Genomic DNA, 24,156 nt, shown 5'->3' on the forward strand with positions numbered 1-24,156 from the left:
TCCAGCGAGGTATCGGTACCGCGTGACATCCCCTGAACGGCCGGAACGGGTGGTCGGACGACGCTGAACCGGCTGACATCGGCACGGTGCGTAGTGACTGCTGGGCGGAACGGCTGAACGGGGTCCCTCGTGTGGGTCGCCGGCCTTTGACTGATTCGGGTGAAGGTCAATAGTCCAAAGCCCGCACCCCTGGAGGACAAGCATGCGCAACCGGACCCTGCCCGCCCGCCGACCGTCCACACGGGACATGTGAGGAGCAAGCCTCTTGAGCACCGAAGTGCTGCTGCTGGCCGGAACCCGGCCGGAGGCACTCAAGGCCGCGCCGGTGGCGCTCGCGCTGGCCGGCCATCCCCTGCTGCGTCCGATGATCGTGCACAGCGGTCAGCACGTGGGCCTGGTCGAGCAGGCGCTGGCCCCGTTCGACCTGCGCCCGGACGCGTTCGTGCCGCTGCGCCGCGAGATCGGTAGCCAAGCTGAGCTGGTCTCGGGCGTGCTGCGACGACTGGACGAGCTGATCGTGCGCCGCCGCCCGGCTGCCGTGCTGGTCCAGGGCGACACGTCCACCGCGCTCGCCGGCGCGCTCGCCGCCTACTGGCGCGGAGTGCCCGTCGCACACCTGGGCGCCGGGCTGCGCAGCGGCGACCTGGCCTCGCCCTTCCCTGAGGAGGGCAACCGGCAGATGATCTCCCGCATCGCCGCGCTGCACCTCGCCCCGACGGAGGCCGCCGCCCGCGCGCTGCTCGCCGAGGCCGTGCCCGGAAAGCGAATCACCATCACCGGAAACACCATTGTGGACGCGCTGCACCGCATCACGGCCGCGAGGCTGCCGCCGCGCAGCCAGGTCCTGCTCGACCTGGAGGCGCAGGTCAGCGCCGACGGTGGTCGGATCGTGCTGGTGACCGTCCACCGCCGTGAATCGTGGGGCGAGCCGCTGGATCGGGTGCTTGCCGCCGTGCGGTCCATGGTGGACCGCCACCCTGACATTCACGTGCTGCTGCCGCTGCACCCGAACCCGACCGTGCAGGCGCAGGTGTCCGGAGCGCTCCAGGGCCACGACCGCGTCTGGCTGTGCGACCCGCTGGACTACCCGGACCTGCTTCGGGCGCTGCGCCAGGCAGCGCTCGTCGTCACGGATTCCGGTGGCCTACAGGAGGAAGCGCCCAGTTTCGGGGTGCCGGCACTGGTCGTGCGGGACACTCCCGACCGGCTCGAGGCGGTCGACGCCGGCTACGCGTGGGTGGTCGGCACCGACGACACCCGCATCGTCGCCGAGGCCGACTGGCTGCTCGGCTCGCACCTGCGGCTGCCCACCGGGCACAACCCGTTCGGTGACGGGCAGGCGGGCCATCGGGTGGTCGCCGCACTCGACCGGCTGCTGGGCACGGGCGGAGTCGGCGCGCAGACGCCGGAATTGATCGCCCTCCGCTGACGTGTCACTCGTCCGGGTGGCTATCGCGCTGTCGGGTTACATGACGGCGACCGAGCGCAGATGATCGGACGCGAACGACCCTCACCGAAGGAAGGACGACGATGTTCAGCAGGAGCGCGCGGCGCGTCGGAGCCGGGGCGGCCGCGGTGCTCGCGGCGATGGCCCTCACGGCGATTCCGGCCGGGGCGACGCCGCTTGGCCAGACCTCGCTGGGCTCGGTCGACGTCACCCGCGACGGGCGCCCGGTCACGGTGCCGCCGATCGCGCAGTGCGATGTCACCGCGGACCAGCAGAACTCCAGCAACGGCACGCACGCCTACGGCGTGGCGAACTTCGGCGCCGGCAACACCAGCTGCACCAAGGACGCCGGCGCGAAGACCGCGAAGATGACGGCCAGCGGCAACAGCTTCGACCTGACCGCCCTCGTGCCGTACGGCGGCCCGGAGATCAAGCTCGCCAACTACAGCGCGAGCTGCTCGGCCACCACGACAAGCACCACGGTCGCCTTCCAGTTCAGCGGCCTCCAGGGCGTGACCGCGCCGAAGCCGATCCCGGCCAACTACACCACCACCGTCGGCCCGGCCGACGACCCGCAGGCCCGCGTCACCTTCAACGAGGTGATCCAGGCCGAGCCCAACGACGGCAGCGTGACCATCAACATGCTGCACATCCAGCTCTACCCGAACGGCGACGGCCCGATGAGCGGCGACGTGATCGTCGGTCACGCCGCCTGCTCGCCGACGTCATGACGGCTGCGGGGTTCCCGCCCGGGACCCCGCTCAGCCGAGCTTGGGCGCGCCCACCAGGGTGACGCCGGCCGAACGCAGCTCCGCCAGCGCCCGCTCGGTCGTCTCCGCCGCCACGCCCGCGGTCAGGTCCAGCAGCACCGTGGTGTCGAAACCCGCCTTCGCCGCGTCCAACGCCGTCGCGCGCACGCAGTGGTCGGTCGCGATGCCGACCACGTCCACCCGGTCGACTCCGTTGTCCCGCAACCAGTCCGCCAGGGACCGCCCGTTCGGGCCGGTGCCCTCGAAGCCGGAGTAGGCGGCCGCATGCGCACCCTTGGAGAACACCGCCTGCACGCCCGCCACGTCCAGCTCCGGGTGGAACGACGCGCCCGGCGTGCCGGCCACGCAGTGCACCGGCCAGGTCCGCACGAAGTCCGGGCTGGCGCTGAAGTGCTCGCCCGGGTCCTGGTGGTAGTCGCGCGTGGCCACGACATGGTCGTAGGAGCCGTCGGCGATGTGCCGTGACACCTCGGCCGCCACGGCCGCGCCGCCGGTCACCGGCAGCGATCCGCCCTCGCAGAAGTCATTCTGCACGTCCACCACGATCAGTGCGTTGGCCATCGCAGCCTCACAGGAAAGTCGTCGGGATGGCCGGCTCGCCGTGCGAGAGCTTCAGGCCCTCCCACGGCACGCTGACCAGGGCCTGCCGCAGCCGTTCGCGGCTCTGCTCGATCGTCGGCAGATCGGCCGCCGGTTGTCCAGCCCGCAGCAGGGGGATCTGCAACTCGCGGTCGTGCTCGCTCGGTTCGGGCCGGTGGTCAACGGTGTAGACGACCTCCTCGATGGCCGTGCCCGTCTCACGGAAGCGGCGCAGCGCGCCCTTGCGGCCGCCGCGGGACTCCTTGTGCGAGCTGCGCTTGGCCACCGGCCGGCCCGCGACCTCCACCAGCTTGTAGACCATGCCCGCGGTCGGCGCGCCCGAGCCGATCACCAGCGACGTGCCCACGCCGTAGGCGTCCACCGGCTCCGCGCGCAGCGCCGCGATGGCGTACTCGTCCAGGTCGCCGGAGACGACGATCTTGGTGTTGCGGGCGCCGAGCGCGTCCAGCTGCTCGCGGGCCTGCCGGGCCAGCGGGCCCACGTCGCCGGAGTCGATGCGGATCGCGCCCAGCTCCGGGCCCGCCACCTCGACCGCCGTCTGGATGCCCTTGGTGATGTCGTACGTGTCGACCAGCAGCGTGGTGTCCGAGCCGAGCTCGTCCACCTGCGCCCGGAACGCCTCCGCCTCGCTGTCGTGCAGCAGCGTGAAGGCGTGCGCCGAGGTGCCGGCTGTCGGGATGCCGTAGCGGCGGCCCGCCTCCAGGTTGGACGTCGCGGTGAAGCCGGCCAGGTAGGCAACCCTGGCCGAGGCCACCGCCGCCTCCTCGTGCGTGCGGCGCGAGCCCATCTCGATCATGCGGCGGCCGTTGGCCGCCGTCACCATGCGCGCCGCCGCCGAGGCGATCGCGCTGTCGTGGTTGAGGACGGACAGCGCCAGCGTCTCCAGCACCACGCCCACCGCGAACGGGGCGCGCACCGTCAGGATCGGCGAGCCCGGGAAGTACAGCTCGCCCTCCGGATAGCCGTCCACGTCGCCGGTGAACTCGTAGTCGGCGAGCCAGGCCAGCGTGCGGTCGTCCACCACCTCGGCCGCCGCCAGGTGGTCCAGCTCGGCCCCGTCGAACCGGAAGCGGGTGATCGCGTCCAGCAGTCGGGCGGTGCCGCCGACCACGCCGTAGCGCCGGCCGTCGGGCAGCCGGCGGGCGAAGACCTCGAACACGCACGGCCGGTCGGCGGTGTCGTCCCGCAACGCGCTCGACAGCATCGTGAGCTCGTAGTGGTCGGTGAGCAGCGCGGTGCTCGAACTGGTCATGACGGTCAGCCTAATGGGGAGGGACATGACACCATTGGCGGTATGACCACGCCCGTCGAGCAGGAGACGTCGGAGGTGGAGGAGGTCGGTGCGGAGGACAAGCCGTGGCTGACGGTCGTCTGGAACGACCCGGTCAACCTCATGTCCTACGTCACCTACGTGCTCCAGAAGATCTTCGGCTACAGCCGGGAGAAGGCCACCAGGCTGATGCTGGACGTGCACCACAAGGGGCGGGCGATCGTGTCGTCCGGCAGCAAGGAGAAGGTGGAGACGGACGTGGCGAAACTGCACGCCGCCGGCCTGTGGGCGACCATGCAGCGCGATTCATGAGGGGTTGGCGTCGGCGCGGCGAGCAGATCGTCGCCGAGGTGGACCGGCAGGAGGCCGCCATCCTGCGTGGCCTGGTCGGGCAGGTGCTGGACATGCTCGCCGCCCGCGAGGAGGACGCGCCCGAGGACCCGCTGGCCGAGCTGACCGGCATCAAGGTGGGGCCGTCGACGGCGCCGGACGACCCGATCCTGTCCCGGCTGCTGCCCGACTTCCACCGCCTGGACGACGACCAGCCGACCAAGGAGGACCTGGACTCGGCGGCGGCGCTGCGCAGCCTGCACGAGCCCGAGCTGCTGGCGATCAAGACGGGCGTGGCGCAGACGGTGATGGACACGTGCCCGCCCGACGGCGGCGAGATCGCGCTGTCGCCGGAGCAGGCGGACGCCTGGCTGTCGGCGATCAACGACGTGCGGCTGGCGCTCGGCACGGCGCTGGACGTCACCGAGGACATGCCGGACGAGCTGCCCGAGGACGACCCGCGGTCGTCGCATCTGGGCGTGTACCACTGGCTGACCTGGGTGCAGGAGAGCCTGGTCAACGCGGTGTCGTCGTGATCACCGACGTGCCTGGGGTGCTGGTCGGACAACACCAGCGGCTGGGCGACGGCTGGGCCACCGGCACCACGGTCGTGCTCGTCCCCGACGGCGCGGTCGCCGGCGTCGACCAGCGCGGCGGCGCACCCGGCACGCGGGAGACCGACGTGCTGGAGCCGTCCCGGCTGGTGCAGGAGATCCACGGCGTTTGCCTGACCGGCGGCAGTGCGTACGGGCTCGCCGCGGCCGACGGCGTGATGCGCTGGCTGGCCGAGCACAACAGCGGCGTCCGCGTGGGGGAGTCGCCGCACGAGGTCGTGCCGGTGGTGCCGTCGGCGGTGCTGTTCGACCTCAAACTCGGCGACTGGGGCAACCGCCCGGACGCGTCCTTCGGCTATGCCGCATGCCAGGCGGCGAACGACGGCGCCGTCGAGCAGGGTTGCGTCGGCGCGGGCACCGGTGCCCGCTGCGGGTCGCTGAAGGGCGGTATCGGCACCGCCAGCATGGTCGTGGACGGCCTGACCGTCGGCGCGATCGTCGCCGTGAACGCCATGGGGGAGGCCGTGAATCCGGCCGGCGTCCCGTGGGCGTTGGATCACGAGGTCGACGGCGAGTTCGGGCTGTCGGCGCCCGGTGCGCCGTCCGTGGCGTTGCAGCCGAAGCGATCCGCGCTGAACACCACCATCGGCGTCGTCGCGGTCGACGCCGTGCTGACCAAGGCCGAGTGCCAGCGGGTCGCGGCGGTCGCCCACGACGGGCTCGCCCGCGCCATCCGGCCCGCGCACGCCATGTACGACGGCGACACGATCTTCGCGCTGGCCACGGGCCGCCAGGAGTTGACCGGCGTTCGGGGGATGGCGTTGGACCGGGTGTGCGAGGCCGGCGCACAGGTCTTCGCCCGGGCCATCGTGCACGGGATACTCGCGGCCACGACGGTCGCCGGCGTGCCGGCGTACCGTGATGCCTGGCCGGAGGCTTTGGGGGGCAAGTGAAGCAGTGGCAGGTTGTTGTGCACGACGACGCGGTGAACTTCTACGCGGTGGTGGTGGACGTCCTCAACCGGGTGGGCGGGCTGTCCTACGACAACGCGATCGAGGCCGCCAAGCGGATCCAGGAGACGGGGATGGTGGCGATCTCGTCGACGAGCCAGCACGCCGCCGAGCTCACGGCGGTGCGGCTGCGCGGCTACGGCCTGGACGCGACGATCGCGTGGAGCAAGTCGTGACCGCGCCGGAGGAAGTCACCGTCAAGGTCGCGGCCGGCCACCTGGTCATCACCACCCCGGGGCGAGTGCCGCAGGCGCTGCGCGAGACCGTGCGGGCGTTGATGCTCTGCGTCGCCGACAACGGACTCACCGGCGTCGGCCTCGAAGTCGCGGCGATGCGGCGGCGGCACAGCAAGGCACACCGGCAGACCCTGGACCGCCTCTTCCCGCCCGCCTACCGCTCGTCGGTGCTGTCGGCCAGGTTCGAGTTGCGGCACGGCGCGGCGATCCGTGCCGATCTGTGGTCCGCGGCCGAGCGAGTGCTGGCCGTGTTGGACGGGCCGGGCCCGATCCGCGTGCCGGTCGACGCCGCCGATGACTGGATCCGGGTGCTCGGCACGGCGCGGTTCCTCTACGTGGACCGGCGCGACCGGCCGGGGCGCGCGCCCGACGGAGCGGCGATGTCGGCGTTCCTGGGCGACGTCCAGCTGCGGATCGTCACGACGCTGCGGCCCGAGCTGCCGACCGGCGAGATCCTGGAGGAGGCATGAGCGTGTTCCGCGTGGTCGTGCTGGGCGACCGGCTGAACTCGAAGGCGCTGGTCACGGACGTGATCAACCGGGCCTGCGGGGTGCCGCTGGCCGAGGCCGAGCACCTCACCCGGCAGCTCGACGCCGAGGGCCGGGCGATCGTCGGCCTGGCCCAGACCCGTCAGGACGCCGAGGTGGTGACCGCCCGGCTGCTCGGCTTCGGGCTGCACGCGATGATCGAGGCGAACCGATGATGCTCAATCCCCAGGTCGACGTCGTGGTCGGCGAGAGCCAGGTGCTGGTCAAGTGCGACCAGAGCCTGGTCGACCCGCTGCGCGGGGCCGTCGCCGAGCTGGCGTCGCACCTGGACTACGTGCAGCCGAAGCGCAAGCTGATGGACCGGATGCGGTTCGAGGCGGCCCAGCGTGCGCTGCTGTCACGGCTGTTCCCACCGGTCTCCGTGTTCGGGCCGACGGCACAGGAGTTCGACGCGCGCTGGGGCGACACCCTGCGCCAGGAGCTGCTCGGCGCGGCGCAGCGGGTGCTGGCCTCGCTCGGCGACGACGGCACGATCCGGTACCAGCTGGCCGCGATCGACGACTGGATCCGGGTGCTCGGCCAGACCCGGCTGCTGTGGGTGCAGCGGTCCGAGGCCGGCGACCTGGCGTCCGAGGACGCCCGGCTGCGCAGTGCCGGCCTGTTCACGTGGTTGCAGACCGAGCTGCTGGTGGCACTGCGCCCCGAGCTGGGCGCCGCCACGACCGGGTGATTCCCAACCCTCGGGACTGCGCGCATCACCTACTAGGATGGGCACCGTGCTGGTGATCCGCCGTGACCTGGTCGAGGCCGTCGTCGAGCACGCCCGCCGGGACCACCCCGACGAGGCGTGCGGAGTGATCGCGGGCCCGGAACGGGACCGGCCGGAGCGCTTCGTGCCGATGCTCAACGCGGCCCGCTCGCCCACGTTCTACGAGTTCGAGTCGGGCGACCTGCTGCGGCTGTACCGGGAGATGGACGCCAACGACGAGGTGCCGTCGGTGATCTACCACTCGCACACCGCGACCGAGGCGTACCCGTCGCGGACCGACGTGTCCTACGCCGGGGAGCCGGACGCGCACTACGTGCTGGTGTCCACCCGGGAGCCGGACAGCCACGAGTTCCGCTCCTACCGGATCGTCGACGGCCAGATCACCGAGGAGCCGGTGACGGTCGTCGAGTCCTACGAGTCCTCGCCCGGGGAATAACCGGCCACCGCCGGGCGTCGCACCGAAGTAGTCCAGGCCGATAGCGGAGGTTAGACAGCACATGGCCATCACCGTCTCGATCCCGACGATCCTGCGCACGCACACCGGCGGTGAGAAGTCCGTCGAGGCCAGCGGCGCCACGCTCGCGGAGGTCATCGACAGCCTGGAGTCCAACCACGGCGGTCTCAAGGCCCGGCTTGTCAAGGACGGCACGCTGCACCGCTTCGTCAACATCTACGTCAACGACGAGGACGTGCGCTTCGCCGGTGGCCTGGAGGCCAAGGTCGCCGACGGCGACAACGTGACCATCCTGCCGGCCGTGGCCGGCGGCAGCCGCTGACGTCGTGGCCCGGTACGACTCGCTGCTGGACGCGCTGGGCGACACGCCGCTGATCGGCCTGCCGCGGCTGTCGCCGTCGCCGACCGTGCGGCTGTGGGCCAAGCTGGAGGACCGCAACCCGACCGGCTCGATCAAGGACCGGCCGGCGCTGGCCATGATCGAGGCGGCGGAGCGGGACGGCACGCTGTGGCCGGGCTGCACCATCCTGGAGCCCACCTCCGGCAACACCGGCATCTCGCTGGCCATGGCCGCCAAGCTCAAGGGCTACGGCCTGGTGTGCGTGATGCCGGAGAACACGTCCACCGAGCGCAAGCAGCTGTTGCAGGCCTACGGCGCGCGGATCGTGTTCTCGCCCGCGGCCGGCGGCTCCAACCAGGCCGTCGCGATGGCCAAGGAGCTGGCCAAGCAGAACGCCGACTGGGTGATGCTCTACCAGTACGGCAACCCGGCCAACGCGCAGGCGCACTACAACGGCACCGGGCCCGAGATCCTGCGGGACCTGCCCGAGGTCACGCACTTCGTGGCCGGCCTCGGGACCACCGGCACTCTTGTCGGTGCCGGGCGCTATCTTCGGGAGCACAAGCCGGAAGTGCAGATCATCGCCGCCGAGCCGCGTTACGGCGAGCTCGTGTACGGCCTGCGCAACCTGGACGAGGGCTTCGTGCCGGAGCTGTACGACCCGGACGTGCTGACCGGGCGGTACTCCGTCGGCTCGTACGACGCGCTGCGCCGAACCCGGCAGCTGCTGGAGACCGAGGGCATCTTCGCCGGCATCTCCACCGGCGCGATCCTGCACGCCGCGCTGGCCGCGGCGGAGAAGTCCGCCGCGGCCGGCAAGCGCGCGGACGTGGTGTTCGTGGTCGCCGACGCCGGCTGGAAGTACCTGTCCACCGGCGCCTATTCCGGCACGCTGGACGAGGCCGCCGCGCGCATGGACGGCCACCTCTGGGCCTGAGTCAGCCGACGCGGTAGTCCCGGGACTCGACGATCAGACCGCCGCGGATCCGCATCACGAAGATCCGCGGCGCGTCGATCTCCTGGTCGCCGCTGGTGCCCCGGTACCGGAACTCGCCGATCACCACCTCGGGATCGGCGGTCTCGTGGACGATCACGTCCTCGGCCCGGACGTCGAACCCGTGCTCGGCCGCCGCCGCGAAGTGCCGGCGCAGCTCCTCGCGGCCGTTGAGCTCGGGCCCGTGGGGCGGGTGCGTGACGTGGGCATCCTCGGCGTACAGCAGCGGCAACTCGTCCCAGCGCTTGGCGGCGACGCCGTCGAGCAGGCGCAAGAGCACCTCCCGCGGTTGTGGACAACTCTCGCTCTGTCCACAGCCAACCCCCGCTGAAGATCGAGTTACCCCCGCGGCGGGTAGGCTGGAGCTGGGCACGCCCCCCTTGGGAGTGGCGGGTGGCGCTTCGTGTTCAGGAGTGCTCATCGGCTGCCTGCGTAGTCCCGGGACGACACGATCAGGCCGTCGCGAACCCGGAGCACGAGGATCGCCGGCATGGTGACCTCCTGCTCGCCGAGCGTCCCTCGGTACACGAACTCGCCGATCACCACCTCTGGGTCGGTGGTCTCGTGCACGACGACGTCCTCCGCCCGGAAGTCGACGTTCATCTCGGCGGCGCGGGCGAAGTGCGCCCGCACCTGCTCGCGGCCCTCCAGCCGGGCGACGGCGGGATCGGTGCTGAACGGGTGCACGACCACGGCGTCCTCGGCGTAGAGCAGCGGCAGCTGGTCCCACTTCTTGCCGACGACACCGTCCACGAGCTGCCGGAACACTTCGGCGGGTGCGGTCATCACTTCCCCCTGACGATTAAACGGAACGTTCACTCCGTATCTGACGCTAGCGTGAACGGCCGCCACATGCCAGGGGGTTTCGCCTCGGCCAACGCGAACGTGCGGAACGCGTCGGCCGCGGCCGGCAGGAACCGGTCGCACCAGCCGAGCCCGATCGTGCGGAAACAGGCCGGCTCGGAGATCGCCAGCTCGACCACGCCCGGCACCGGCGCGGGGCCCGGACCGATCAGCCCGACCCCGCAGCCGGCGCCGATCAGCCCGCGCAGCGTCGCCCCGTCCTCGCCCTCGCAGCTGATCCGCGGCGAGAAGCCGGCCTCCCGGCACAGCCGCTCGGTCGTCGGCCGCATCCCGAAGCCCTTCGAGAAGATCACGAACGGCTCGTCGCGCACCTCGGCCAGCCGCACCGACGACCGCCCGGCCAGCCGGTGCGTCACCGGCACGACCAGCACCAGCGGCTCGGTCAGCAGTGGCCGCCAGACGATGTCGGGGGACCTGGGCGGGGAGATCAGCAACAGGTCGACCAGCCCGTCCAGCAGGTACTGCTCGATCCGCTCGGTGCCGCCCTGGCGCAGCCGGAACTGCACGCTCGGCCGGCGCGACCGGTAGTCGCTGAGCAGCGTCGGCACGACCAAGGGCCCCATGGTGTTCAGGAACGCCACCGTCACGGTGCCGCGGTCCGGATCGGCCAGCTCGCCGATGGTCCGCCGCGCACCGTCCACAGCGGACACTGCCCGTCGGGCGGCGTCCAGCAGCGCCTGACCGTTGGCGTTGAGCCGCAACACCCGGCCGACCCGGTCGAAAAGTGGCGCGCCGAGCTCCCGTTCCAGCCGGCCCAGCCCGCGCGACAGCGCCGGCTGAGACAGGTGCAAGGTCTCGGCCGCCTCCGTGACGGTCCGGCTCTCCGCGACCCGGATGAACCAGCGCAGCTCGTCCATGTCCACGACATCGATGCCTAGCACGCATCGATTCCATGGGCAATGTTCATTGGACGCATCGATACCGCCGGGTCGACCCTGAACGAGTGACCCCACTCGCGCTCGGTCTCGTCGCCGCCGTCGGACTGATCGTCGGCATGCTCAACGCCGTCGCCGGCGCGGGCGCCCTGCTCACCTTCCCGCTGATGATCGGACTCGGACTGAGTCCGCTGGCCGCCAACGTGACCAACTGCGTCGGCGTCGTGCCCGGCTCGGTCGCGGCGACCATCGGCTTCCGCAAGGAACTCCGTGGCCAGGGGCGGACGCTGCGCACGCTGGTGCCGCCGGCGGCCATCGGCTCGGTCGTCGGTGCGCTGCTGCTGTTCGTGTTGCCCAGCAGGGTTTTCACCTACGCGGCGCCGGGACTGCTGGCGGCCGGCGCGGTGCTGGTGCTCACACAACCGTTGCTGGCCAAGCGGTTGCGGTCGATCGCGCCGCACCGCAACAAGCCCGGGCTGATCGCCGGCATGGCCGCCAACGGCGCGTACGGCGGCTACTTCGGCGCGGGTGTCGGCATCATCTTCGCCGCGCTGCTCGGCCTCTTCGTCACCGACGACACGCACCGCATGAACGCGATCAAGAACGTGTTGCAGACGACGGCCAACGGCGTGGCCGGCGTGATCTTCTGCTTCACGGCCCCGGTCAACTGGCCGGCGGCGATCGTGCTCGCGGCGGCGACGGCGATCGGCGGACCCCTCGGGGCCCGCCTCGCCCGTCACCTCCCGGCCACCGCGCTGCGCTCGGTGATCGGCGTCCTCGGCCTGGTCACCGCGTCCACGCTGATGTTGCGTGCCTTCTAGCCGGCGAACAGCGTCGACGGCAGCCCGACGCCGAAACCGGGCAGCACCAACAAGGAGCCGGCCAGTTCCTGATCGGCGAGCTGCTCCGGGGTGAGCCCCTCGCGAGCGGTCGTCACGTACAGATCGGTGAAGTCCGGACCGCCGAAGGCACACGCCGACGGCTGCGCCACCGGCATCGGCACCTCACGGTCCAGCTTGCCCTCGGGCGTGTAGCGGCGGATCGCGTGCCCGCCCCACAACGCCACCCACAGGCAGCCATCGGCATCCACGCACATGCCGTCGGGAGAGCCCGGGGTCCCCTCGATCGTACACAATGGACGGCGGCCCACCGCCGTCCCGGTGGCCAGGTCGTAGTCGAGCACATCGACCCGCCGGGTCGGCGTGTCGATGTAGTACATCAGCGTGTTGTCCGGGCTCCAGGCGATGCCGTTGCTGATCGTCACGTCGTCGAACAGCACCTTCGCGGCCCCGTCCGGTTCGACGCGCGCCAACCAGCCGCCGCCCTCGCCGGCGTCGTAGCGCATGGTGCCGGCCCACAGCCGCCCCGCGCCGTCGACGGCCGCGTCGTTGCCGCGAACGCCCTCGCGCTCCCAGTAGACCAGCCAACGCTGGGTGCCGTCGGCGTCGAGCAGCGCCACGCCGTCCCGGAGGTTGGCGATGAGGCCGCCGGCCGCGCGCGGCTTGGCCGCGCCCACGTGCTGCGGCACCGCGAGCACGTCGTCGCGGCCGCGGCCCGGGTCGTACCGGTGCACCGCGCTGCCCAGGATGTCCACCCACAGCAGCGTGGACGTCGACGTGTCCCACGTGGGGCCCTCGCCGAGCGTCGCCTCGCTGCGCACCGCCACTTCGACCACTGAGTTCACCTTAGGGGTTGTACCTGATGCCAAATGCCCACTTCGGGCCCTACGCTCGGTTACGTGGCTACCCTTCCCGTACCGTCGGCGCCTGGCAAGCCCGTCAACCGGGTGCTGCCCCCGCAGCCGCTGCGGTCCGCCGTGGTCATCGGCGGCTTCACCGTGCTGCTGTACCTGGTCGAGCTCGTCAACTCGGCGTTCTTCCACGGCTCGCTCGCCAGCTACGGCATCGTGTCGCATCGGGTGACCGGCCTGCCGGGGGTGATCTGGGCGCCGCTGCTGCACGTCAGCTGGCAGCACCTGTTCTCCAACACGTTGCCGGTGCTGCTGTTCGGCTTCCTGGCGATGGCCATCGGGGTGCGGCAGTGGGTTGCTGTCACCGTGGTGATCTGGCTCATCAGCGGCCTGGGCGTCTGGCTGACCGAGAGCACCGGCGTCTCCACCGTCGGCGCCTCCGGCATCGCCTTCGGCTGGCTGATGTTCCTGTTGGTGCGGGGCATCTTCAACCGCAGTCTCAAGCAGCTCGCGGTGGCCGTGATCCTGTTGTTCTACTGGGGCAGCGCGCTGTGGGGCCTGCTGCCCAACGTGGACCCGGAGATCTCGTGGCAGGCGCACGCCTTCGGCGCGCTCGGCGGCCTGTTGTCGGCCTGGCTGGTGGCAATGGCCAACCGGCCGGCTCGCACCGCCGGTAAAGTCGTTGCGTGACAACCGCCGCCGACGCGCCGATCGGGATCTTCGACTCCGGGGTGGGCGGCCTGACCGTCGCCCGCGCGATCATGGACCAGCTGCCGGGCGAACGCGTCCGGTACCTCGGCGACACCGCCAACTGTCCTTACGGGCCGTTGCCGATCGCCGACGCCCGGCGGTACGCCCTCGCGGCGTTCGACCAACTCGTGGACAGCGGCGTGAAGATGTTGGTGATCGCCTGCAACACCGCGTCCGCGGCCTGCCTGCGTGACGCCCGTGAGCGCTACGACATCCCGGTGGTCGAGGTCGTGCTGCCGGCGGTGCGCCGCGCCGTGGCCACCAGCCGCACCGGTCGCATCGGACTGATCGGTACCCAGGGCACCGTGCAGTCCCGTGCCTACGACGACGCCTTCGCCGCCGCCCCGCACGTGACGCTGACGAGCGCTGCCTGCCCGCGGTTCGTGGACTTCGTGGAGCGCGGCGTCACCTCGGGCCGTCAGGTGCTGGGGCTGACCGAGGCGTACCTGGAGCCGCTGCACCGCGCCGACGTGGACACGCTCATCCTCGGCTGCACGCACTATCCGCTGCTCACGGGCGTGATCCAGATCGTGATGGGGGAGAAGGTGACGCTCGTCTCCAGCGCCGAGGAGACGGCCAAGGACGTGGTCCGGGTGCTCACCGAGCGCGATCTGCTGCGGGAGCCGACCGGCGACATCGCCGAGCACGAATTCCTCGCCACCGGCCCCGCCGAACCCTTCCTGCGATTGGCCCGCCGGTTCCTGGGTCCGCAGGTGGGAACGGTTCGCGCCGCCATGTCACCCTCTACGCCGTGAAGCTGACCATCCTCGGCTGCGCGGGCAGCGTTCCCGGCCCGGACGCCCCCGCCCCGTGCTACCTGGTCGAGGCGGACGGGTTCCGGTTGGTGCTGGACCTGGGCAACGGCGCCCTGGCCGCGTTGCAGGCGCGGATGAGCGCGTTCGACATCGACGCGCTGGCCTTCTCCCACCTGCATCCCGATCACTGCGCCGACTTCAGCGCGCTCGCGGTGCTGCGCCAGTACCACCCGGCGCCGCCCTACCCGGCGACCGAGCGGCGGCTGCCGGTGCACGGGCCGTCCGACACGTCCCACCGGTTCGCCGCCCAGTACGCGCCGAACGAGGAGGAGCGGCTCGGCACCGACTTCTCGCGCGTCTTCGACTTCCTCCCGCTCACCGGCGAGACCGTGCAGATCGGCCCGCTGAAGGTGACCTCGGCACGGGTGCTGCACCCGTGCGAGGCGTACGGCTTCCGGATCGAGCACGACGGCCGGTCGCTGGTCTACTCCGGCGACACCGCCGCGTGCCCCGCGCTGGACAGGCTGTCCTCCGGCGCCGACCTGCTGCTGGCCGAGGCGACCTGGACCGACCTGCCGACCCGGCCCGCGGACATGCACATGTCCGGCCGGCAGGCGGGGCAGACCGCGTGCCGCGCCGGCGTGGGCAGGCTCATGCTCACCCACATCGCGCCGTGGACCGATCCGCAGGTCGTGCTGGCCGAGGCGCGGGGCGAGTTCGACGGCGAGGTGCTGCTCGCCGAGCAGGGCCGGGTGTACGAGGTCTAGCCGCCGACGCCCTTCCAGACGGCCGAGGCCCCGCTGTCGCCGATCAGGTAGATCTCGTACGTGACGGCGACGGCGCTGGCCAGCACCGCGACCGAGACCAGGATCGTGATCACGCTCCAGAACCGGGACGCGGACTGCTGGGCGGTCTGGATCGTCGGCGCCGGCTCGGTCGCCGGCCGGGCGGCGAGATCCTCGTCCAGCTCGTCGAGGCTGTGCACGCCCGGCGCGACCGGCTGGTGCCGCGGCGACATCGCCGCGTTCGCCCGGACGCCGCCGGTGGCCCGCTCGCGGTCCGCGATCCGCCCGACGACCAGCAGCAGCACGAGCATCACGCCGAAGGCGATCGCGTACGGCAGCAGGCCGTTGCCCAGGTCACGGTGGTGCGCCAGCCCTGGCGGGGACCCCTTGATGGTGTTGTACAGCTCCTCCCCGGCCTGCTGGGTGATCGGCACCGCGCCGATGCCCAGGACGGCGAGCACCAGCACCGGCAACCAGTAGCGGCGGCGCCACTTCGGGTAGAGCGCGATGAGGATGCTGCCGACCGCGGCCAGGGGCAACAGCACGACGACGGCATGCACCAGCAACGGGTGCAGCGGCATCCCGTTGAAGGTGAACGAGTTGTCGGCAAGGTTCATAACAACCTCACGTTGGGAGCGCGCGAGCGGTTCAATCGGTGCCCGTAGGCTAGCCGCGTGGTTAGAGCAGATGGCCGAGGCGACGAGTCGCTCCGCGAGATCAAGATCACCCGTGGCTACCAGCAGTGGCCGGCGGGATCCGTGCTGGTCGAGTTCGGCAACACCCGCGTGCTGTGCGCGGCCAGCGTCACCGAGGGCGTGCCGCGCTGGCGGGCCGGGTCCGGCCTGGGCTGGGTCACCGCCGAGTACGCCATGCTGCCCTCGGCCACCCACACCCGCGGCGACCGGGAGTCGGTCAAGGGCAAGATCGGCGGCCGCACGCACGAGATCAGCCGGCTGATCGGCCGCTCCCTGCGGGCCTGCATCGACCTGGCCGCCCTCGGCGAGAACACCATCGTCATCGACTGCGACGTGATCCAAGCCGACGGCGGCACCCGCACCGCGGCCATCACCGGCGCGTACGTGGCGCTGGCCGACGCCATCACGTGGCTGGACGCGGCCGGCCGGCTGGCCGACCCCAAGCCGCTTTCCTGCTCGGTGTCGGCGGTCAGCGTCGGGGTGATCGACGGCCGGGTCCGGCTGGACCTGCCGTACGAGGAGGACTCCCGGGCCGAGGTCGACATGAACGTGGTCGCCACCGACGCCGGCACACTGGTCGAGGTGCAGGGCACCGGCGAGGGCGCGACGTTCGCCCGGTCCACCCTGGACCAGATGCTGGACCTGGCGCTGGCCGGCTGCGCCGAGCTGTCCCGGCTCCAGTCCGAGGCGCTGGCGCTGCCGTACCCGGGCAAGCTGCCGGAGCCGTCGCCGAAGGGCAAGCGGTCGGCGGCCAAGTCGTGAGCAAGCTGCTGCTGGCCACCCGCAACGCCAAGAAGCTGACGGAGCTGGACCGCATCCTGGCCGCCTCGGACGTCTCCGGCGTCGAGGTCATCGGCCTCGACGCCGTCGACCCGTTCCCGGAGGCCCCGGAGACCGAGCCGACGTTCGAGGGCAACGCCCTGGCCAAGGCCCGGGACGCGGTCGCCGCCACTGGCCTGCCGGCCGTCGCCGACGACTCCGGCATCGCGGTGGACGCGCTGAACGGCATGCCCGGCGTGCTGTCGGCCCGGTGGTCCGGCGGCCACGGCGATGACGCCGCCAACCTGAACCTGGTGCTGGGGCAGATGGGCGACGTGCCGGACGAGCGCCGCGGCGCGGCCTTCGTCTGCGCCGCGGCCCTGGTGCTGCCCGGCGGCTCCGAGGTCGTGGTGCGGGGCGAGTGGCGCGGGACCCTGATCCGGGCGGCCCGCGGCGCGAACGGCTTCGGGTACGACCCGATCTTCGTGCCGGAGGGGGAGACCCGGACGTCCGCCGAGATGGACCCGGCCGAGAAGGACGCCCTGTCCCACCGCGGGCGGGCCCTCCGGCTGCTGCTGCCGCACATCACGGCCGCCCTCTCCTGACCCTTTTCGTGCTTGGAAGGGGGCTTTCCTTGCGTTGAACGCGAGGAAAGCCCCCTTCACTGCATCGCCGTCACCTCATCGGAGGAGCGACGCCCCAGCCCCAGCGCGGCACCGGCGCCTGCTTGTACGGGTGGGCATCCGGCTGGGAATTGGCCAGGGCGATGCGCGTGCCCCACTCGATGTAGCCGGTGAACGCGGCCCGGAACTCGGGGTCGGACGGCAGCCCCACCTCGTCGGCGGCGTCCATCAGCAGGCTCACCCAGCGGCGGCGCTGCGGCTCGGTGATCCCCTTGCCCAGGTGCATGCCCAGCATCGTCGGATAGCCGCCGCGCTCGGCGCTGTAGGTCCTCGGGCCGCCGAAGACCTCACCCAGCCAGTGCGCCACCCGGCGCGGATGCTCCGGCGACATGCCCCGGAACAGCGGTTCCAGCAGGTCGTCGGCGAGCACGTGCCGGTAGAACACCTCCGTCAGCCGGATCAGCGCCTCCTCGCCGCCGGCCCAGTCGTACAGCGTCGGCGGGCCCTCGCCGGCGGCCAACTCCTCGTAGTGCCGCATCTCCTCGATGTCGCCGACGAACGGCTTCACCTCGGCGAAGAACGCCGGGAACTGCGGGCCGGTGCGGAACCCCTTGAGGTGGTCCTCCGCGGAGGTCCACCGGATCCGCACCACGTAGCAGGCAGGCTCCTCCACGCAGCGCGCCACGTCCCAGCCCACGCACTGCGGCGACTCGGACAGCACCGTTCCCGCGCGGCGATAGGCGTCCTCGAACTGGCTACCCTGGCCGTCGGGAATCCGGTAGCGGATGTACTCGGTGATCACCCGCCGAAACAACCACCGCGGCGGGAGGTCGGCAAGTACGCACTTTCCGGTGCGCAGTCAGGGGGCGAACGTGCGACAGCGATACCACTGCCCGGTCGAGCTCACGCTGGACGTCGTCGGCGGCCGGTGGCGGGTGCTGATCCTGGCCCGCCTCAAGGAAGGCCCGCTGCGCTACGGCCAGCTGCGCCGCCTCATCCCGGACATCAGCGAGAAGATGCTCACGCAGCGGCTGCGCGAGCTGGAGGCGGATGGCCTGGTGCTGCGCGACGCCACCCAGGAGCCGGAACTGCGCACCGACTACCGGCTCAGCCCGGAGGGCGAGACCCTGGCCCCGGTGCTCCAGGGCCTGTACGACTGGGGCCTCGCCCGGGCCGAGCGGACCGGCGTCGACGTCTCCTTCACGCCGCCTGGTGACTGACCGACAGCTGCACGACCAGCACGCCGGCCAGGATCAGCACCATGCCGCCGATGGTCAGCGCCGACACGGGTTCGGAGAACAGCACCCGGTTGGCCACCACGACCAGCGCGATGCCGCCGCCGGCCCACACCGCGTAGGTGACCGGCATCGGCATGCCGAGCTGGATCACCTGCGACTCCAGGTAGAAGGCCAGCGCGTAGCCGGCGATCAGGCCGAGCACCGGCAGCGGGTGGCTCAGGCCGTCGGACAGTTTCAACATGATCGTCGCGAACACCTCGGCGACGATGGCGAGGGCGAGCAGGATCCACATCAGCATCGCTGGTTCCAGGTTTCGGGCGCGCGCCGACGGCCGGCGCCACGGGGCGTGGGCCGGGGTACGCGAAGGGGACCGCCGAACGAACGTCAGCGGTTTACGGGAGTGGGGGCGTCAGCCCGTACTCAACCGCCCCTGGTCGGGAAGTGGACCCGCAGGACGAATTTGGAGGGACGCTCAGGACCGCTTGGTGTGGAGGAACCACACACGGCGTATCACCCTCTGCGTTGAACCGGGGCGGCCATTCGCCAGCCCTCGCGTCCAGCTTACCCCGTTCGGGGGTCAGAGCTCGTCCGCGAGCCGGGCCACCTCGTCGTTCACCGCCGCGGCGGCCGTCGCCCACTCGGTGCCGACCGGGAAGGACGCCAGCACCACCACGACGAACCGCCAGCCGGCGCCGACCACGCCGCTGGTGTGCAACACCACATCGCGCGGGCTCTCCGACCAGCCCTGTTTGATCGCCCACGGCCGTGGCAGCCGGTTCGGAATGCCGAAGTACTGGTCGAAGCCGTCCGAGCCGTGCCGGGGCGCGGCGGCCAACGCGTCCACGATCAGCTCACGCCACGTCGCCGGCGCCACCTCCAGGACGTGTCGGTACGTGGCGACCACGTCGCCGATGCCCAGCATCGTGTCGCCCCACCTGCCGGCGATCTCCGGCGGACGGGCCGACGGCAGCGCCAGCCGCTCGGCCGTGCGCACCACGATCTCCGGACCGCCGTCGGCGTCCCACAGCTCGTTGGCCACGTCGTCGTCGCTGGCCGACAGCATGAGCCGCAACGCCTCGTGCAGCGCCGGCGTCGCCGACCGGCGCGCCAGCACGTCGAGCGCGATGAGCAGCTTCACCAGCGAGGCGGAGCGGAAGGCCAGTTCCGCTCCCCGCCACCGTGTCGCTCGATCGACGGACCTGTCGTATACCGCTACCGCGCGGCTCAGACGCCCAGGTCCTTGCGGAGCTTGGCGACGTGCCCGGTGGCACGCACGTTGTACGACGCCTTCGCGATCTTGCCCTCGGCGTCCACGATGAAGGTCGAACGAATCACCCCCTGCACCGTGCGCCCGTAGTTCTGCTTCTCGCCGAACGCGCCCCAGCGCTGCATCACCGACTTGTCCGCGTCGGACAGCAGCGGGAAGGTCAGCCCCTCCGCGTCCCGGAACTTGGCCAGCTTCTCCACCTTGTCCGGGGAGATGCCCAGCACGTCGAAACCGGCGTCGTTGAGCTCGGACAGGTTGTCCCGGAAGTCGCACGCCTGCTTGGTGCAGCCCGGCGTCATGGCGGCCGGGTAGAAGTACACGACGACCTGCCGGCCGCGGTAGTCCGACAGCGACACCTTGGCGCCCTCGCTGTCGACGAGGGTGAAGTCCGGCGCCACGTCGCCGACGGCGAGACGCGCATTCTCAGTCATGCCGACGACGCTAGCGGCAGACCCTGACAACGCGCCTAAGCGGTCCCCGAGAAGGCGGCCGCCGGCACCGCGTCGATCACGTCCGGCTGCACCAGGATCCGCAGGTCGACGGGCTGTTTCGGGAGGGCGAACGCCACTGTCAAGTCGAGTGAGCGGCCGGGCGCCACGTCCTGCTCGGCGGCGACGTATCCGGCCAGTCCCTGCGCCGGATCGACCACCTCCTGGGCGGTCTGTCCGGCGACCGTCGCCCGCAGTGCCAGCTGCGACGGCTTGTACGGCGAGGACGTGCCGTTCTCGATGACCACCTCGAACACCGCCGCCCGCGCCGCCTGCGGATAGGCCGTGCTGCTGGGCGTGATCGAGCGGGGCTGCGAGACGGTGATGGCCAGCCCGTTCGGCCAGGTCCGGCGGTCGCCGAAGGCCGCGCTCAGCGTGCTGTCGGTCTGGGGCCTGGTCTGGCCGGCCGTGGGGCTCGTGGTGCTCCGCAGCGCCGACAACTGCGTGCCGCCGGCCGTGCCGCATCCGGCCAGCAGCGCCGCTAGGCACCCGGCCACGACCAGCCTGACGATCCGCACTTGCCGCTCCTGCCTGGGGCCTGTTGACCAAACCTCTCCACCATGGCGGCCGTGCCGGTGTCCGGGCCAACCGGTTACGACAGTCGAGGCACAGCTGGTGCCGGGACGTGGCCAAGCCGTGACCGACTGACGACGGAGTGTGGGCGGAGCCACAGCTTCGCTGTCGAACGTCCGACCCGGCCGCAACGGCCCACGTGGGTCGTCGCCGACCGCTGTGACCTGCGCGGACGTGGATTGTCAGACCTCGGGTCTAGCGTGCGAGGGGTGATGGACAAAGCGCACGACGGGCGGCAACCGGACGTTCCCGGCGGACGATCGGACGAGTGGAGGTCCGATGTCCGTCTCGCACCGGGGAACGCACCGGCGAGGCCCGCCGGACCGGTCGCCATCACAGCGATCGAACCGAGAGGAGGTGGTCCTCGAGGACGCTGAGCACCGGGCGGCCCGAACGGGTCGGTCGGCGGTGGGGTTGTCGGTCGGCACGGTGCCCGACCGGACGACCTCGCGGCCGAGCGAGCCGCGACGGCCCTCCCGGTGCGCACGACACGCACAACTGAATGGATCGGTGCATCGCCCTCGCACCGGCCGGGGTCGGTCGGGACGGTCAGGTGCTCGACCGACCCCGTGGCCCCGGTCGGGGCGGTCGTCCTGGTCCGCCGCAGGCGACCTGCGGGTATCGGCGGCCTTACAGTCTGGGTGTGACTTCCGCCGATCCCACGACCAGCCGGCCGCTGCGCGCCGACGCCCGGCGCAACCGCGCCCGGGTGCTCGAGGTGGCGCAGGAGGTGTTCGCCGAGGAGGGCCTCGCGGTCCCGATCGACGAGATCGCCCGCAGGGCCGGAGTCGGCGTGGGCACGGTGTACCGGCACTTCCCGACCAAGGACGCGCTGTTCGAGGCGATCATCGTGGAGCGACTGCGCGCGGTCGGCGAGGCCGCCCGCGAGCTGGCCGAGGGTCCCGAGGCCGGCACCGGCTTCTTCGCGTTCTTCGAGCAGATGGTGCAGAACGCCAGCCTGAACCGGGCGCTGTTCGACGCGCTCGCGGCCAACGGCAGCTTCAACCGGGAGCTGACCGCCGAGGCGTCGAACGTGATGATGACCGGCCTCGGCCAGCTGCTGGCCAAGGCCCAGGAGGCCGGGCGGGTGCGGTCCGATCTCACGGTGACCGACGTGAAGACCTTGATGGTGGGCTGCCTGGCGATGGCCCGGCAGGGCACCGCCGACCCGCGGTTGATCGTCGGCGTGGTCTGCGACGGCATGCGGCCGGTCAGTCCATCCCGGACACCCGGAGCGTGATGTTGAGCCGACCGGCCGCCAGGCCGGTGGCCGGGTCGCCGGTGCCCGGCAGCGTCTTCGTCACGCCGTGATAGGCGAACCGGGACGGTCCGCCGAACACGAACAGGTCGCCGGAGCGCAGCTCGACGTCGGTCCACGGCCGGTTGCGGTGCTCGGTGTTGCCGAACCGGAACACGCAGCTGTCGCCGATGCTCAGTGACACCACGGGCGCGTCGCTGCGCTCGTCCTTGTCCTGGTGCATGCCCATCTTCGCGGCCTGGTCGTAGAAGTTGACCAGCGCGATGTCGGGTCGGTACGCGGGATCGCCGACCGCCCGGGCGCCCAGGTCCGCGAGCCAGTCCGGCAGCGGCTTCACCGGGGAGCCGTCCTCGGTGGTGCGGCTGTAGCGGTACGGCGTCCAGTGCCAGCCCAGGCACACCGTCTGCACGGACATCACGCCGCCGCTGGGCAGCCGCGTGTGCCGCATGCCGGCGGGCGCTGCCGCCCAGTCGCGGCACGCGGCCACCAGCCGGCGCTGCTCGTCGGGGCTGAGCCAGTCGGGGGTGTGCACGGCGCCGGGCGCGATCTCCGCTGGCTCGCGGCCGAACATCGAATCCACGGGGGTCTCCGTCCGCTGTGCGGCGGTACGTGCGTTGCACCCGCTGCACGCAACCCCCTGACCCGTTGGCCCAGTCGAGACTGCGCCGCAGGTCAGCGGGGTATTAGTAGGGCCGGTCGGACTCGAACCGACACTGGCACGGACCTAAACCGTGTGCCTCTGCCAATTGGGCTACGGCCCCCTTGGCCGCAAGCCTAGCGGTCGCCCTCCGGCGGGCCCGGCGAACGGGTCCTAACGTGGTCAACTACGGTGGTTTCCACCACGCACGGCGAGGAGGACAAGTGGCTCGCGATCCCGACACCATTCAGCGCGAGATCGAGCAGGCGCGGGACGCGCTGGCCGCCACCCTGGACGAGTTGGCCGTCAAGGCCAACCCGAAGCAGTACGTGGACCAGGGCAAGGACGCGGTCCGTGCCCGGCTGTCCGATCCGCGGGTGAAGTACGCGTTGATCGGCGTCGGGGTGCTGGTCGGCGTCCTGGTGGTGCGCAAGCTCTTCCGCTGACGACGAGCGAAAGCCCCGCCGGCCGCGCAGGCCGGCGGGGCTTTCGCCGTGTTCAGGGCCGCAGCAGTGGCAGCAGGACCTGGTCGACGAGCCGATCCACGAAGGTGGCGTCGAGGGGGTCCCCGGTGAGCATCAGCCGGTAGGTCAGCGCCGCGCCGGCGAGCTCGACGGCCATGCCGCGCGGGGCGTCCAGCCGGACCTCGCCGCGGGCGGTGCCCCGGTCGAGGATGCCGCGCAGCACGTCCCGCTGCGCCACCAGGAACGTCTCGCGGAACGCGGTGGCGAGCTCGGGCTCGTGGGGGAGTTCGCCGACCAGCGCCTGCGCGGCCTTGCCGGTCGGCCCGGACAGGAACGCGGCGAAGGCGCTGAGGAACTCGCGCAGGTCGCCGGTGAGCGATCCGGTGTCGGGCTCGGGGATGTTCTGGTGCACCAACTGGTTCACGGTGTCGATGACCAGGTCGAGCTTGGACTCCCAGCGCCGGTAGATGGTCGCCTTGCCGGCCCGCGCCTTGGCGGCGACCGCGTCCATGGTCAGCGCCCGGTAGCCGACCTCGGCCATGACCTCCAGCGCCGCGCGGCGCAGCGCCTCGTCGCGGGTGGCGTCCCTCGGCCGGCCGCGGGCGGCCGCGTTTGCCTGCTCCGCGTACGACGTTGTGGCCAAGACCATCCTCCCGATACGGCAAGGGGTTGCCCTTCGGGGATCATCCTAAGTGCAATCAGCCGGACGAGTGGATCAGATCGCCTTGTCGTCGGTCTCGTCGGCGAGCTCTGACAGGTCCATCTCCTGCGTGTTCTCCCCGACCTTGGGCGCGTCAGCGGCGGGCGTGTCGGCGACGGCCGGCTCGGCGGCGTGGGACGGCGTGCTCAGGCCGTGCCGTGCGTGCAGGTACGCGGTGGTGAAGGCGAAGGCGTCGCCGTCGAGCAGGTGCACGACGGTGGGCTTGCGCTCCTGCTCGGACGAGCCGGTGAGCTGCTCGACCATCTGGTCGGCGCGGTCGCGGGCGGCGATCAGACCGGGCGCCTGCTCGGTCAGCACCGTGCCGTCCGCCTCCAGCTTGACCGTCCAGTCCTCGCCCTCGGGCGAGTAGTTCACCAATATCGGTGTCGCGCCCATCCTCGATCACCCTCCCCGTCGTGCCGCGGCCTCCCCGGTCGACGGGGCCGCGCGGATGAGACGCGGCCCCGTCGGAC

The 24,156-nt window shown here is 71.6% G+C and carries 36 protein-coding genes and 1 tRNA gene; 21 read left to right on the forward strand and 16 right to left on the reverse strand.

Annotated elements, in window-relative coordinates; genetic code table 11:
* Nucleotides 1-265: 265 nt before the first annotated feature.
* Together wecB and BCF44_RS36785 are read left to right on the forward strand one after the other, a co-directional pair.
* A complete protein-coding gene (gene wecB, locus BCF44_RS36780) occupies nt 266-1,429 on the forward strand; it encodes a non-hydrolyzing UDP-N-acetylglucosamine 2-epimerase (protein WP_116179074.1) in 1,164 nt (387 codons plus the stop codon).
* 101 nt (nt 1,430-1,530) lie between these two features.
* A complete protein-coding gene (locus BCF44_RS36785; RefSeq protein WP_116179075.1) occupies nt 1,531-2,178 on the forward strand; it encodes a choice-of-anchor P family protein in 648 nt (215 codons plus the stop codon).
* Between the two features lie 30 nt (nt 2,179-2,208).
* On the opposite strand, the gene BCF44_RS36790 is transcribed toward BCF44_RS36785, so the two are convergent.
* Nucleotides 2,209-2,778: a nicotinamidase gene (locus BCF44_RS36790; RefSeq protein ID WP_116179076.1), complete on the reverse strand. Its 570-nt coding sequence runs from the start codon at nt 2,776-2,778 to the stop codon at nt 2,209-2,211.
* Between the two features lie 7 nt (nt 2,779-2,785).
* The gene (locus tag BCF44_RS36795; RefSeq protein WP_116179077.1) at nt 2,786-4,069 is read right to left on the reverse strand and encodes a nicotinate phosphoribosyltransferase; all 1,284 of its coding nucleotides are present in this window, start codon (nt 4,067-4,069) and stop codon (nt 2,786-2,788) included.
* A gap of 42 nt (nt 4,070-4,111) precedes the next feature.
* Here BCF44_RS36795 and clpS point away from each other — a divergent pair, with 42 nt between their 5' ends.
* The 10 genes from clpS (at nt 4,112) to BCF44_RS36845 (ending at nt 9,205) form a co-directional block, all read left to right on the forward strand.
* The gene (gene clpS / locus BCF44_RS36800; protein WP_116179078.1) at nt 4,112-4,399 is read left to right on the forward strand and encodes an ATP-dependent Clp protease adapter ClpS; all 288 of its coding nucleotides are present in this window, start codon (nt 4,112-4,114) and stop codon (nt 4,397-4,399) included.
* Entirely contained in the window at nt 4,396-4,953 is a 558-nt protein-coding gene (locus BCF44_RS36805) for a DUF2017 domain-containing protein (protein ID WP_116179079.1), read from the forward strand. Before clpS ends, BCF44_RS36805 begins: the two co-directional genes overlap by 4 nt.
* Entirely contained in the window at nt 4,950-5,924 is a 975-nt protein-coding gene (locus tag BCF44_RS36810; protein WP_116179080.1) for a P1 family peptidase, read from the forward strand. The genes BCF44_RS36805 and BCF44_RS36810 overlap by 4 nt, the downstream gene beginning before the upstream one ends.
* A complete protein-coding gene (locus BCF44_RS36815) occupies nt 5,921-6,157 on the forward strand; it encodes an ATP-dependent Clp protease adaptor ClpS (protein ID WP_170217944.1) in 237 nt (78 codons plus the stop codon). The genes BCF44_RS36810 and BCF44_RS36815 overlap by 4 nt, the downstream gene beginning before the upstream one ends.
* The gene (locus BCF44_RS36820) at nt 6,154-6,687 is read left to right on the forward strand and encodes a DUF2017 family protein (protein ID WP_116179082.1); all 534 of its coding nucleotides are present in this window, start codon (nt 6,154-6,156) and stop codon (nt 6,685-6,687) included. The genes BCF44_RS36815 and BCF44_RS36820 overlap by 4 nt, the downstream gene beginning before the upstream one ends.
* Nucleotides 6,684-6,920: an ATP-dependent Clp protease adaptor ClpS gene (locus BCF44_RS36825; RefSeq protein WP_116179083.1), complete on the forward strand. Its 237-nt coding sequence runs from the start codon at nt 6,684-6,686 to the stop codon at nt 6,918-6,920. Before BCF44_RS36820 ends, BCF44_RS36825 begins: the two co-directional genes overlap by 4 nt.
* The gene (locus BCF44_RS36830; protein ID WP_116179084.1) at nt 6,917-7,435 is read left to right on the forward strand and encodes a DUF2017 family protein; all 519 of its coding nucleotides are present in this window, start codon (nt 6,917-6,919) and stop codon (nt 7,433-7,435) included. The genes BCF44_RS36825 and BCF44_RS36830 overlap by 4 nt, the downstream gene beginning before the upstream one ends.
* Nucleotides 7,436-7,472: 37 nt before the next feature.
* On the forward strand, nt 7,473-7,910 hold the full coding sequence (locus BCF44_RS36835; RefSeq protein WP_116179085.1) for a M67 family metallopeptidase: 438 nt from the start codon (nt 7,473-7,475) through the stop codon (nt 7,908-7,910).
* 61 nt (nt 7,911-7,971) lie between these two features.
* On the forward strand, nt 7,972-8,250 hold the full coding sequence (locus BCF44_RS36840; RefSeq protein WP_116179086.1) for a MoaD/ThiS family protein: 279 nt from the start codon (nt 7,972-7,974) through the stop codon (nt 8,248-8,250).
* Between the two features lie 4 nt (nt 8,251-8,254).
* Nucleotides 8,255-9,205, forward strand: coding sequence for a PLP-dependent cysteine synthase family protein (locus BCF44_RS36845; RefSeq protein ID WP_116179087.1), 951 nt, complete (start codon nt 8,255-8,257; stop codon nt 9,203-9,205).
* Nucleotide 9,206: 1 nt separating this feature from the next.
* Here BCF44_RS36845 and BCF44_RS36850 read toward each other — a convergent pair whose 3' ends face one another.
* The 3 genes from BCF44_RS36850 to BCF44_RS36860 all read right to left on the reverse strand — a co-directional run bounded on the left by BCF44_RS36850 (nt 9,207) and on the right by BCF44_RS36860 (nt 11,007).
* Entirely contained in the window at nt 9,207-9,536 is a 330-nt protein-coding gene (locus tag BCF44_RS36850; RefSeq protein WP_170217945.1) for a nuclear transport factor 2 family protein, read from the reverse strand.
* 143 nt (nt 9,537-9,679) lie between these two features.
* Entirely contained in the window at nt 9,680-10,048 is a 369-nt protein-coding gene (locus BCF44_RS36855; RefSeq protein WP_116179089.1) for a nuclear transport factor 2 family protein, read from the reverse strand.
* A 29-nt stretch (nt 10,049-10,077) separates the two neighbouring features.
* Nucleotides 10,078-11,007 (reverse strand): LysR family transcriptional regulator, encoded by a 930-nt coding sequence (locus BCF44_RS36860; RefSeq protein WP_116179090.1) that lies wholly within the window; start codon nt 11,005-11,007, stop codon nt 10,078-10,080.
* A 62-nt stretch (nt 11,008-11,069) separates the two neighbouring features.
* Between BCF44_RS36860 and BCF44_RS36865 the strand changes: the two genes are divergently transcribed.
* Nucleotides 11,070-11,822 carry a sulfite exporter TauE/SafE family protein gene (locus BCF44_RS36865; RefSeq protein WP_170217946.1) on the forward strand — a complete coding sequence of 251 codons (753 nt, stop codon included), beginning with the start codon at nt 11,070-11,072 and terminating at the stop codon, nt 11,820-11,822.
* On the opposite strand, the gene BCF44_RS36870 is transcribed toward BCF44_RS36865, so the two are convergent.
* Nucleotides 11,819-12,676: an SMP-30/gluconolactonase/LRE family protein gene (locus BCF44_RS36870; protein ID WP_246016010.1), complete on the reverse strand. Its 858-nt coding sequence runs from the start codon at nt 12,674-12,676 to the stop codon at nt 11,819-11,821. The genes BCF44_RS36865 and BCF44_RS36870 overlap by 4 nt on opposite strands.
* A gap of 63 nt (nt 12,677-12,739) precedes the next feature.
* Here BCF44_RS36870 and BCF44_RS36875 point away from each other — a divergent pair, with 63 nt between their 5' ends.
* From BCF44_RS36875 to BCF44_RS36885, 3 genes are read left to right on the forward strand one after another with little or no spacing between them, the layout of a single operon-like run.
* Complete coding sequence (locus BCF44_RS36875) at nt 12,740-13,381, forward strand: rhomboid family intramembrane serine protease (RefSeq protein ID WP_246016011.1); 642 nt, start codon at nt 12,740-12,742, stop codon at nt 13,379-13,381.
* Nucleotides 13,378-14,196 (forward strand): glutamate racemase, encoded by an 819-nt coding sequence (murI, locus tag BCF44_RS36880; protein WP_116179094.1) that lies wholly within the window; start codon nt 13,378-13,380, stop codon nt 14,194-14,196. Before BCF44_RS36875 ends, murI begins: the two co-directional genes overlap by 4 nt.
* A complete protein-coding gene (locus BCF44_RS36885) occupies nt 14,193-14,963 on the forward strand; it encodes an MBL fold metallo-hydrolase (protein ID WP_116179095.1) in 771 nt (256 codons plus the stop codon). The genes murI and BCF44_RS36885 overlap by 4 nt, the downstream gene beginning before the upstream one ends.
* Here BCF44_RS36885 and BCF44_RS36890 read toward each other — a convergent pair.
* Nucleotides 14,960-15,598 carry a DUF2231 domain-containing protein gene (locus tag BCF44_RS36890; RefSeq protein WP_116179096.1) on the reverse strand — a complete coding sequence of 213 codons (639 nt, stop codon included), beginning with the start codon at nt 15,596-15,598 and terminating at the stop codon, nt 14,960-14,962. The two genes, BCF44_RS36885 and BCF44_RS36890, sit on opposite strands and share 4 nt — an antisense overlap.
* 57 nt (nt 15,599-15,655) lie before the next feature.
* On the opposite strand from BCF44_RS36890, the gene rph reads away from it, so the two are divergent.
* Both rph and rdgB read left to right on the forward strand, forming a co-directional pair.
* Nucleotides 15,656-16,438, forward strand: a complete 783-nt coding sequence (rph, locus tag BCF44_RS36895) for a ribonuclease PH (protein WP_116179097.1) — start codon at nt 15,656-15,658, stop codon at nt 16,436-16,438.
* The gene (gene rdgB, locus BCF44_RS36900) at nt 16,435-17,040 is read left to right on the forward strand and encodes an RdgB/HAM1 family non-canonical purine NTP pyrophosphatase (protein ID WP_116179098.1); all 606 of its coding nucleotides are present in this window, start codon (nt 16,435-16,437) and stop codon (nt 17,038-17,040) included. The genes rph and rdgB overlap by 4 nt, the downstream gene beginning before the upstream one ends.
* A gap of 70 nt (nt 17,041-17,110) precedes the next feature.
* Here rdgB and BCF44_RS36905 read toward each other — a convergent pair whose 3' ends face one another.
* Complete coding sequence (locus tag BCF44_RS36905) at nt 17,111-17,860, reverse strand: globin domain-containing protein (RefSeq protein ID WP_116179099.1); 750 nt, start codon at nt 17,858-17,860, stop codon at nt 17,111-17,113.
* Between the two features lie 70 nt (nt 17,861-17,930).
* Here BCF44_RS36905 and BCF44_RS36910 point away from each other — a divergent pair, with 70 nt between their 5' ends.
* A complete protein-coding gene (locus BCF44_RS36910) occupies nt 17,931-18,278 on the forward strand; it encodes a winged helix-turn-helix transcriptional regulator (protein ID WP_246016012.1) in 348 nt (115 codons plus the stop codon).
* Here the strand turns inward: BCF44_RS36910 and BCF44_RS36915 are convergent.
* From BCF44_RS36915 to BCF44_RS36930, 4 genes are all read right to left on the reverse strand, one after another.
* On the reverse strand, nt 18,259-18,594 hold the full coding sequence (locus BCF44_RS36915; RefSeq protein ID WP_116179101.1) for a DMT family transporter: 336 nt from the start codon (nt 18,592-18,594) through the stop codon (nt 18,259-18,261). The genes BCF44_RS36910 and BCF44_RS36915 overlap by 20 nt on opposite strands.
* A 279-nt stretch (nt 18,595-18,873) precedes the next feature.
* The gene (locus tag BCF44_RS36920; protein ID WP_116179102.1) at nt 18,874-19,434 is read right to left on the reverse strand and encodes a hypothetical protein; all 561 of its coding nucleotides are present in this window, start codon (nt 19,432-19,434) and stop codon (nt 18,874-18,876) included.
* 86 nt (nt 19,435-19,520) lie between these two features.
* Entirely contained in the window at nt 19,521-19,994 is a 474-nt protein-coding gene (bcp, locus tag BCF44_RS36925) for a thioredoxin-dependent thiol peroxidase (RefSeq protein ID WP_116179103.1), read from the reverse strand.
* A gap of 35 nt (nt 19,995-20,029) precedes the next feature.
* A complete protein-coding gene (locus BCF44_RS36930; RefSeq protein WP_116179104.1) occupies nt 20,030-20,569 on the reverse strand; it encodes a hypothetical protein in 540 nt (179 codons plus the stop codon).
* A 698-nt stretch (nt 20,570-21,267) separates the two neighbouring features.
* On the opposite strand from BCF44_RS36930, the gene BCF44_RS36935 reads away from it, so the two are divergent.
* Nucleotides 21,268-21,864: a TetR/AcrR family transcriptional regulator gene (locus BCF44_RS36935; protein ID WP_246016013.1), complete on the forward strand. Its 597-nt coding sequence runs from the start codon at nt 21,268-21,270 to the stop codon at nt 21,862-21,864.
* On the opposite strand, the gene BCF44_RS36940 is transcribed toward BCF44_RS36935, so the two are convergent.
* Together BCF44_RS36940 and BCF44_RS36945 are read right to left on the reverse strand one after the other, a co-directional pair.
* The gene (locus tag BCF44_RS36940) at nt 21,836-22,453 is read right to left on the reverse strand and encodes an alpha-ketoglutarate-dependent dioxygenase AlkB family protein (RefSeq protein ID WP_116179106.1); all 618 of its coding nucleotides are present in this window, start codon (nt 22,451-22,453) and stop codon (nt 21,836-21,838) included. The genes BCF44_RS36935 and BCF44_RS36940 overlap by 29 nt on opposite strands.
* A gap of 116 nt (nt 22,454-22,569) precedes the next feature.
* Nucleotides 22,570-22,643: transfer RNA gene (locus BCF44_RS36945), tRNA-Leu, on the reverse strand.
* A 100-nt stretch (nt 22,644-22,743) separates the two neighbouring features.
* On the opposite strand from BCF44_RS36945, the gene BCF44_RS36950 reads away from it, so the two are divergent.
* A complete protein-coding gene (locus tag BCF44_RS36950) occupies nt 22,744-22,965 on the forward strand; it encodes a DUF3618 domain-containing protein (RefSeq protein WP_116179107.1) in 222 nt (73 codons plus the stop codon).
* A gap of 52 nt (nt 22,966-23,017) precedes the next feature.
* On the opposite strand, the gene BCF44_RS36955 is transcribed toward BCF44_RS36950, so the two are convergent.
* Both BCF44_RS36955 and BCF44_RS36960 read right to left on the reverse strand, forming a co-directional pair.
* A complete protein-coding gene (locus tag BCF44_RS36955; RefSeq protein WP_246016014.1) occupies nt 23,018-23,626 on the reverse strand; it encodes a TetR/AcrR family transcriptional regulator in 609 nt (202 codons plus the stop codon).
* Between the two features lie 72 nt (nt 23,627-23,698).
* Nucleotides 23,699-24,079 (reverse strand): hypothetical protein, encoded by a 381-nt coding sequence (locus BCF44_RS36960; protein WP_211353376.1) that lies wholly within the window; start codon nt 24,077-24,079, stop codon nt 23,699-23,701.
* Nucleotides 24,080-24,156 lie beyond the last annotated feature (77 nt).

Origin of the sequence: Kutzneria buriramensis (assembly GCF_003387475.1) — a bacterium.
Taxonomy (GTDB): domain Bacteria; phylum Actinomycetota; class Actinomycetes; order Mycobacteriales; family Pseudonocardiaceae; genus Kutzneria; species Kutzneria buriramensis.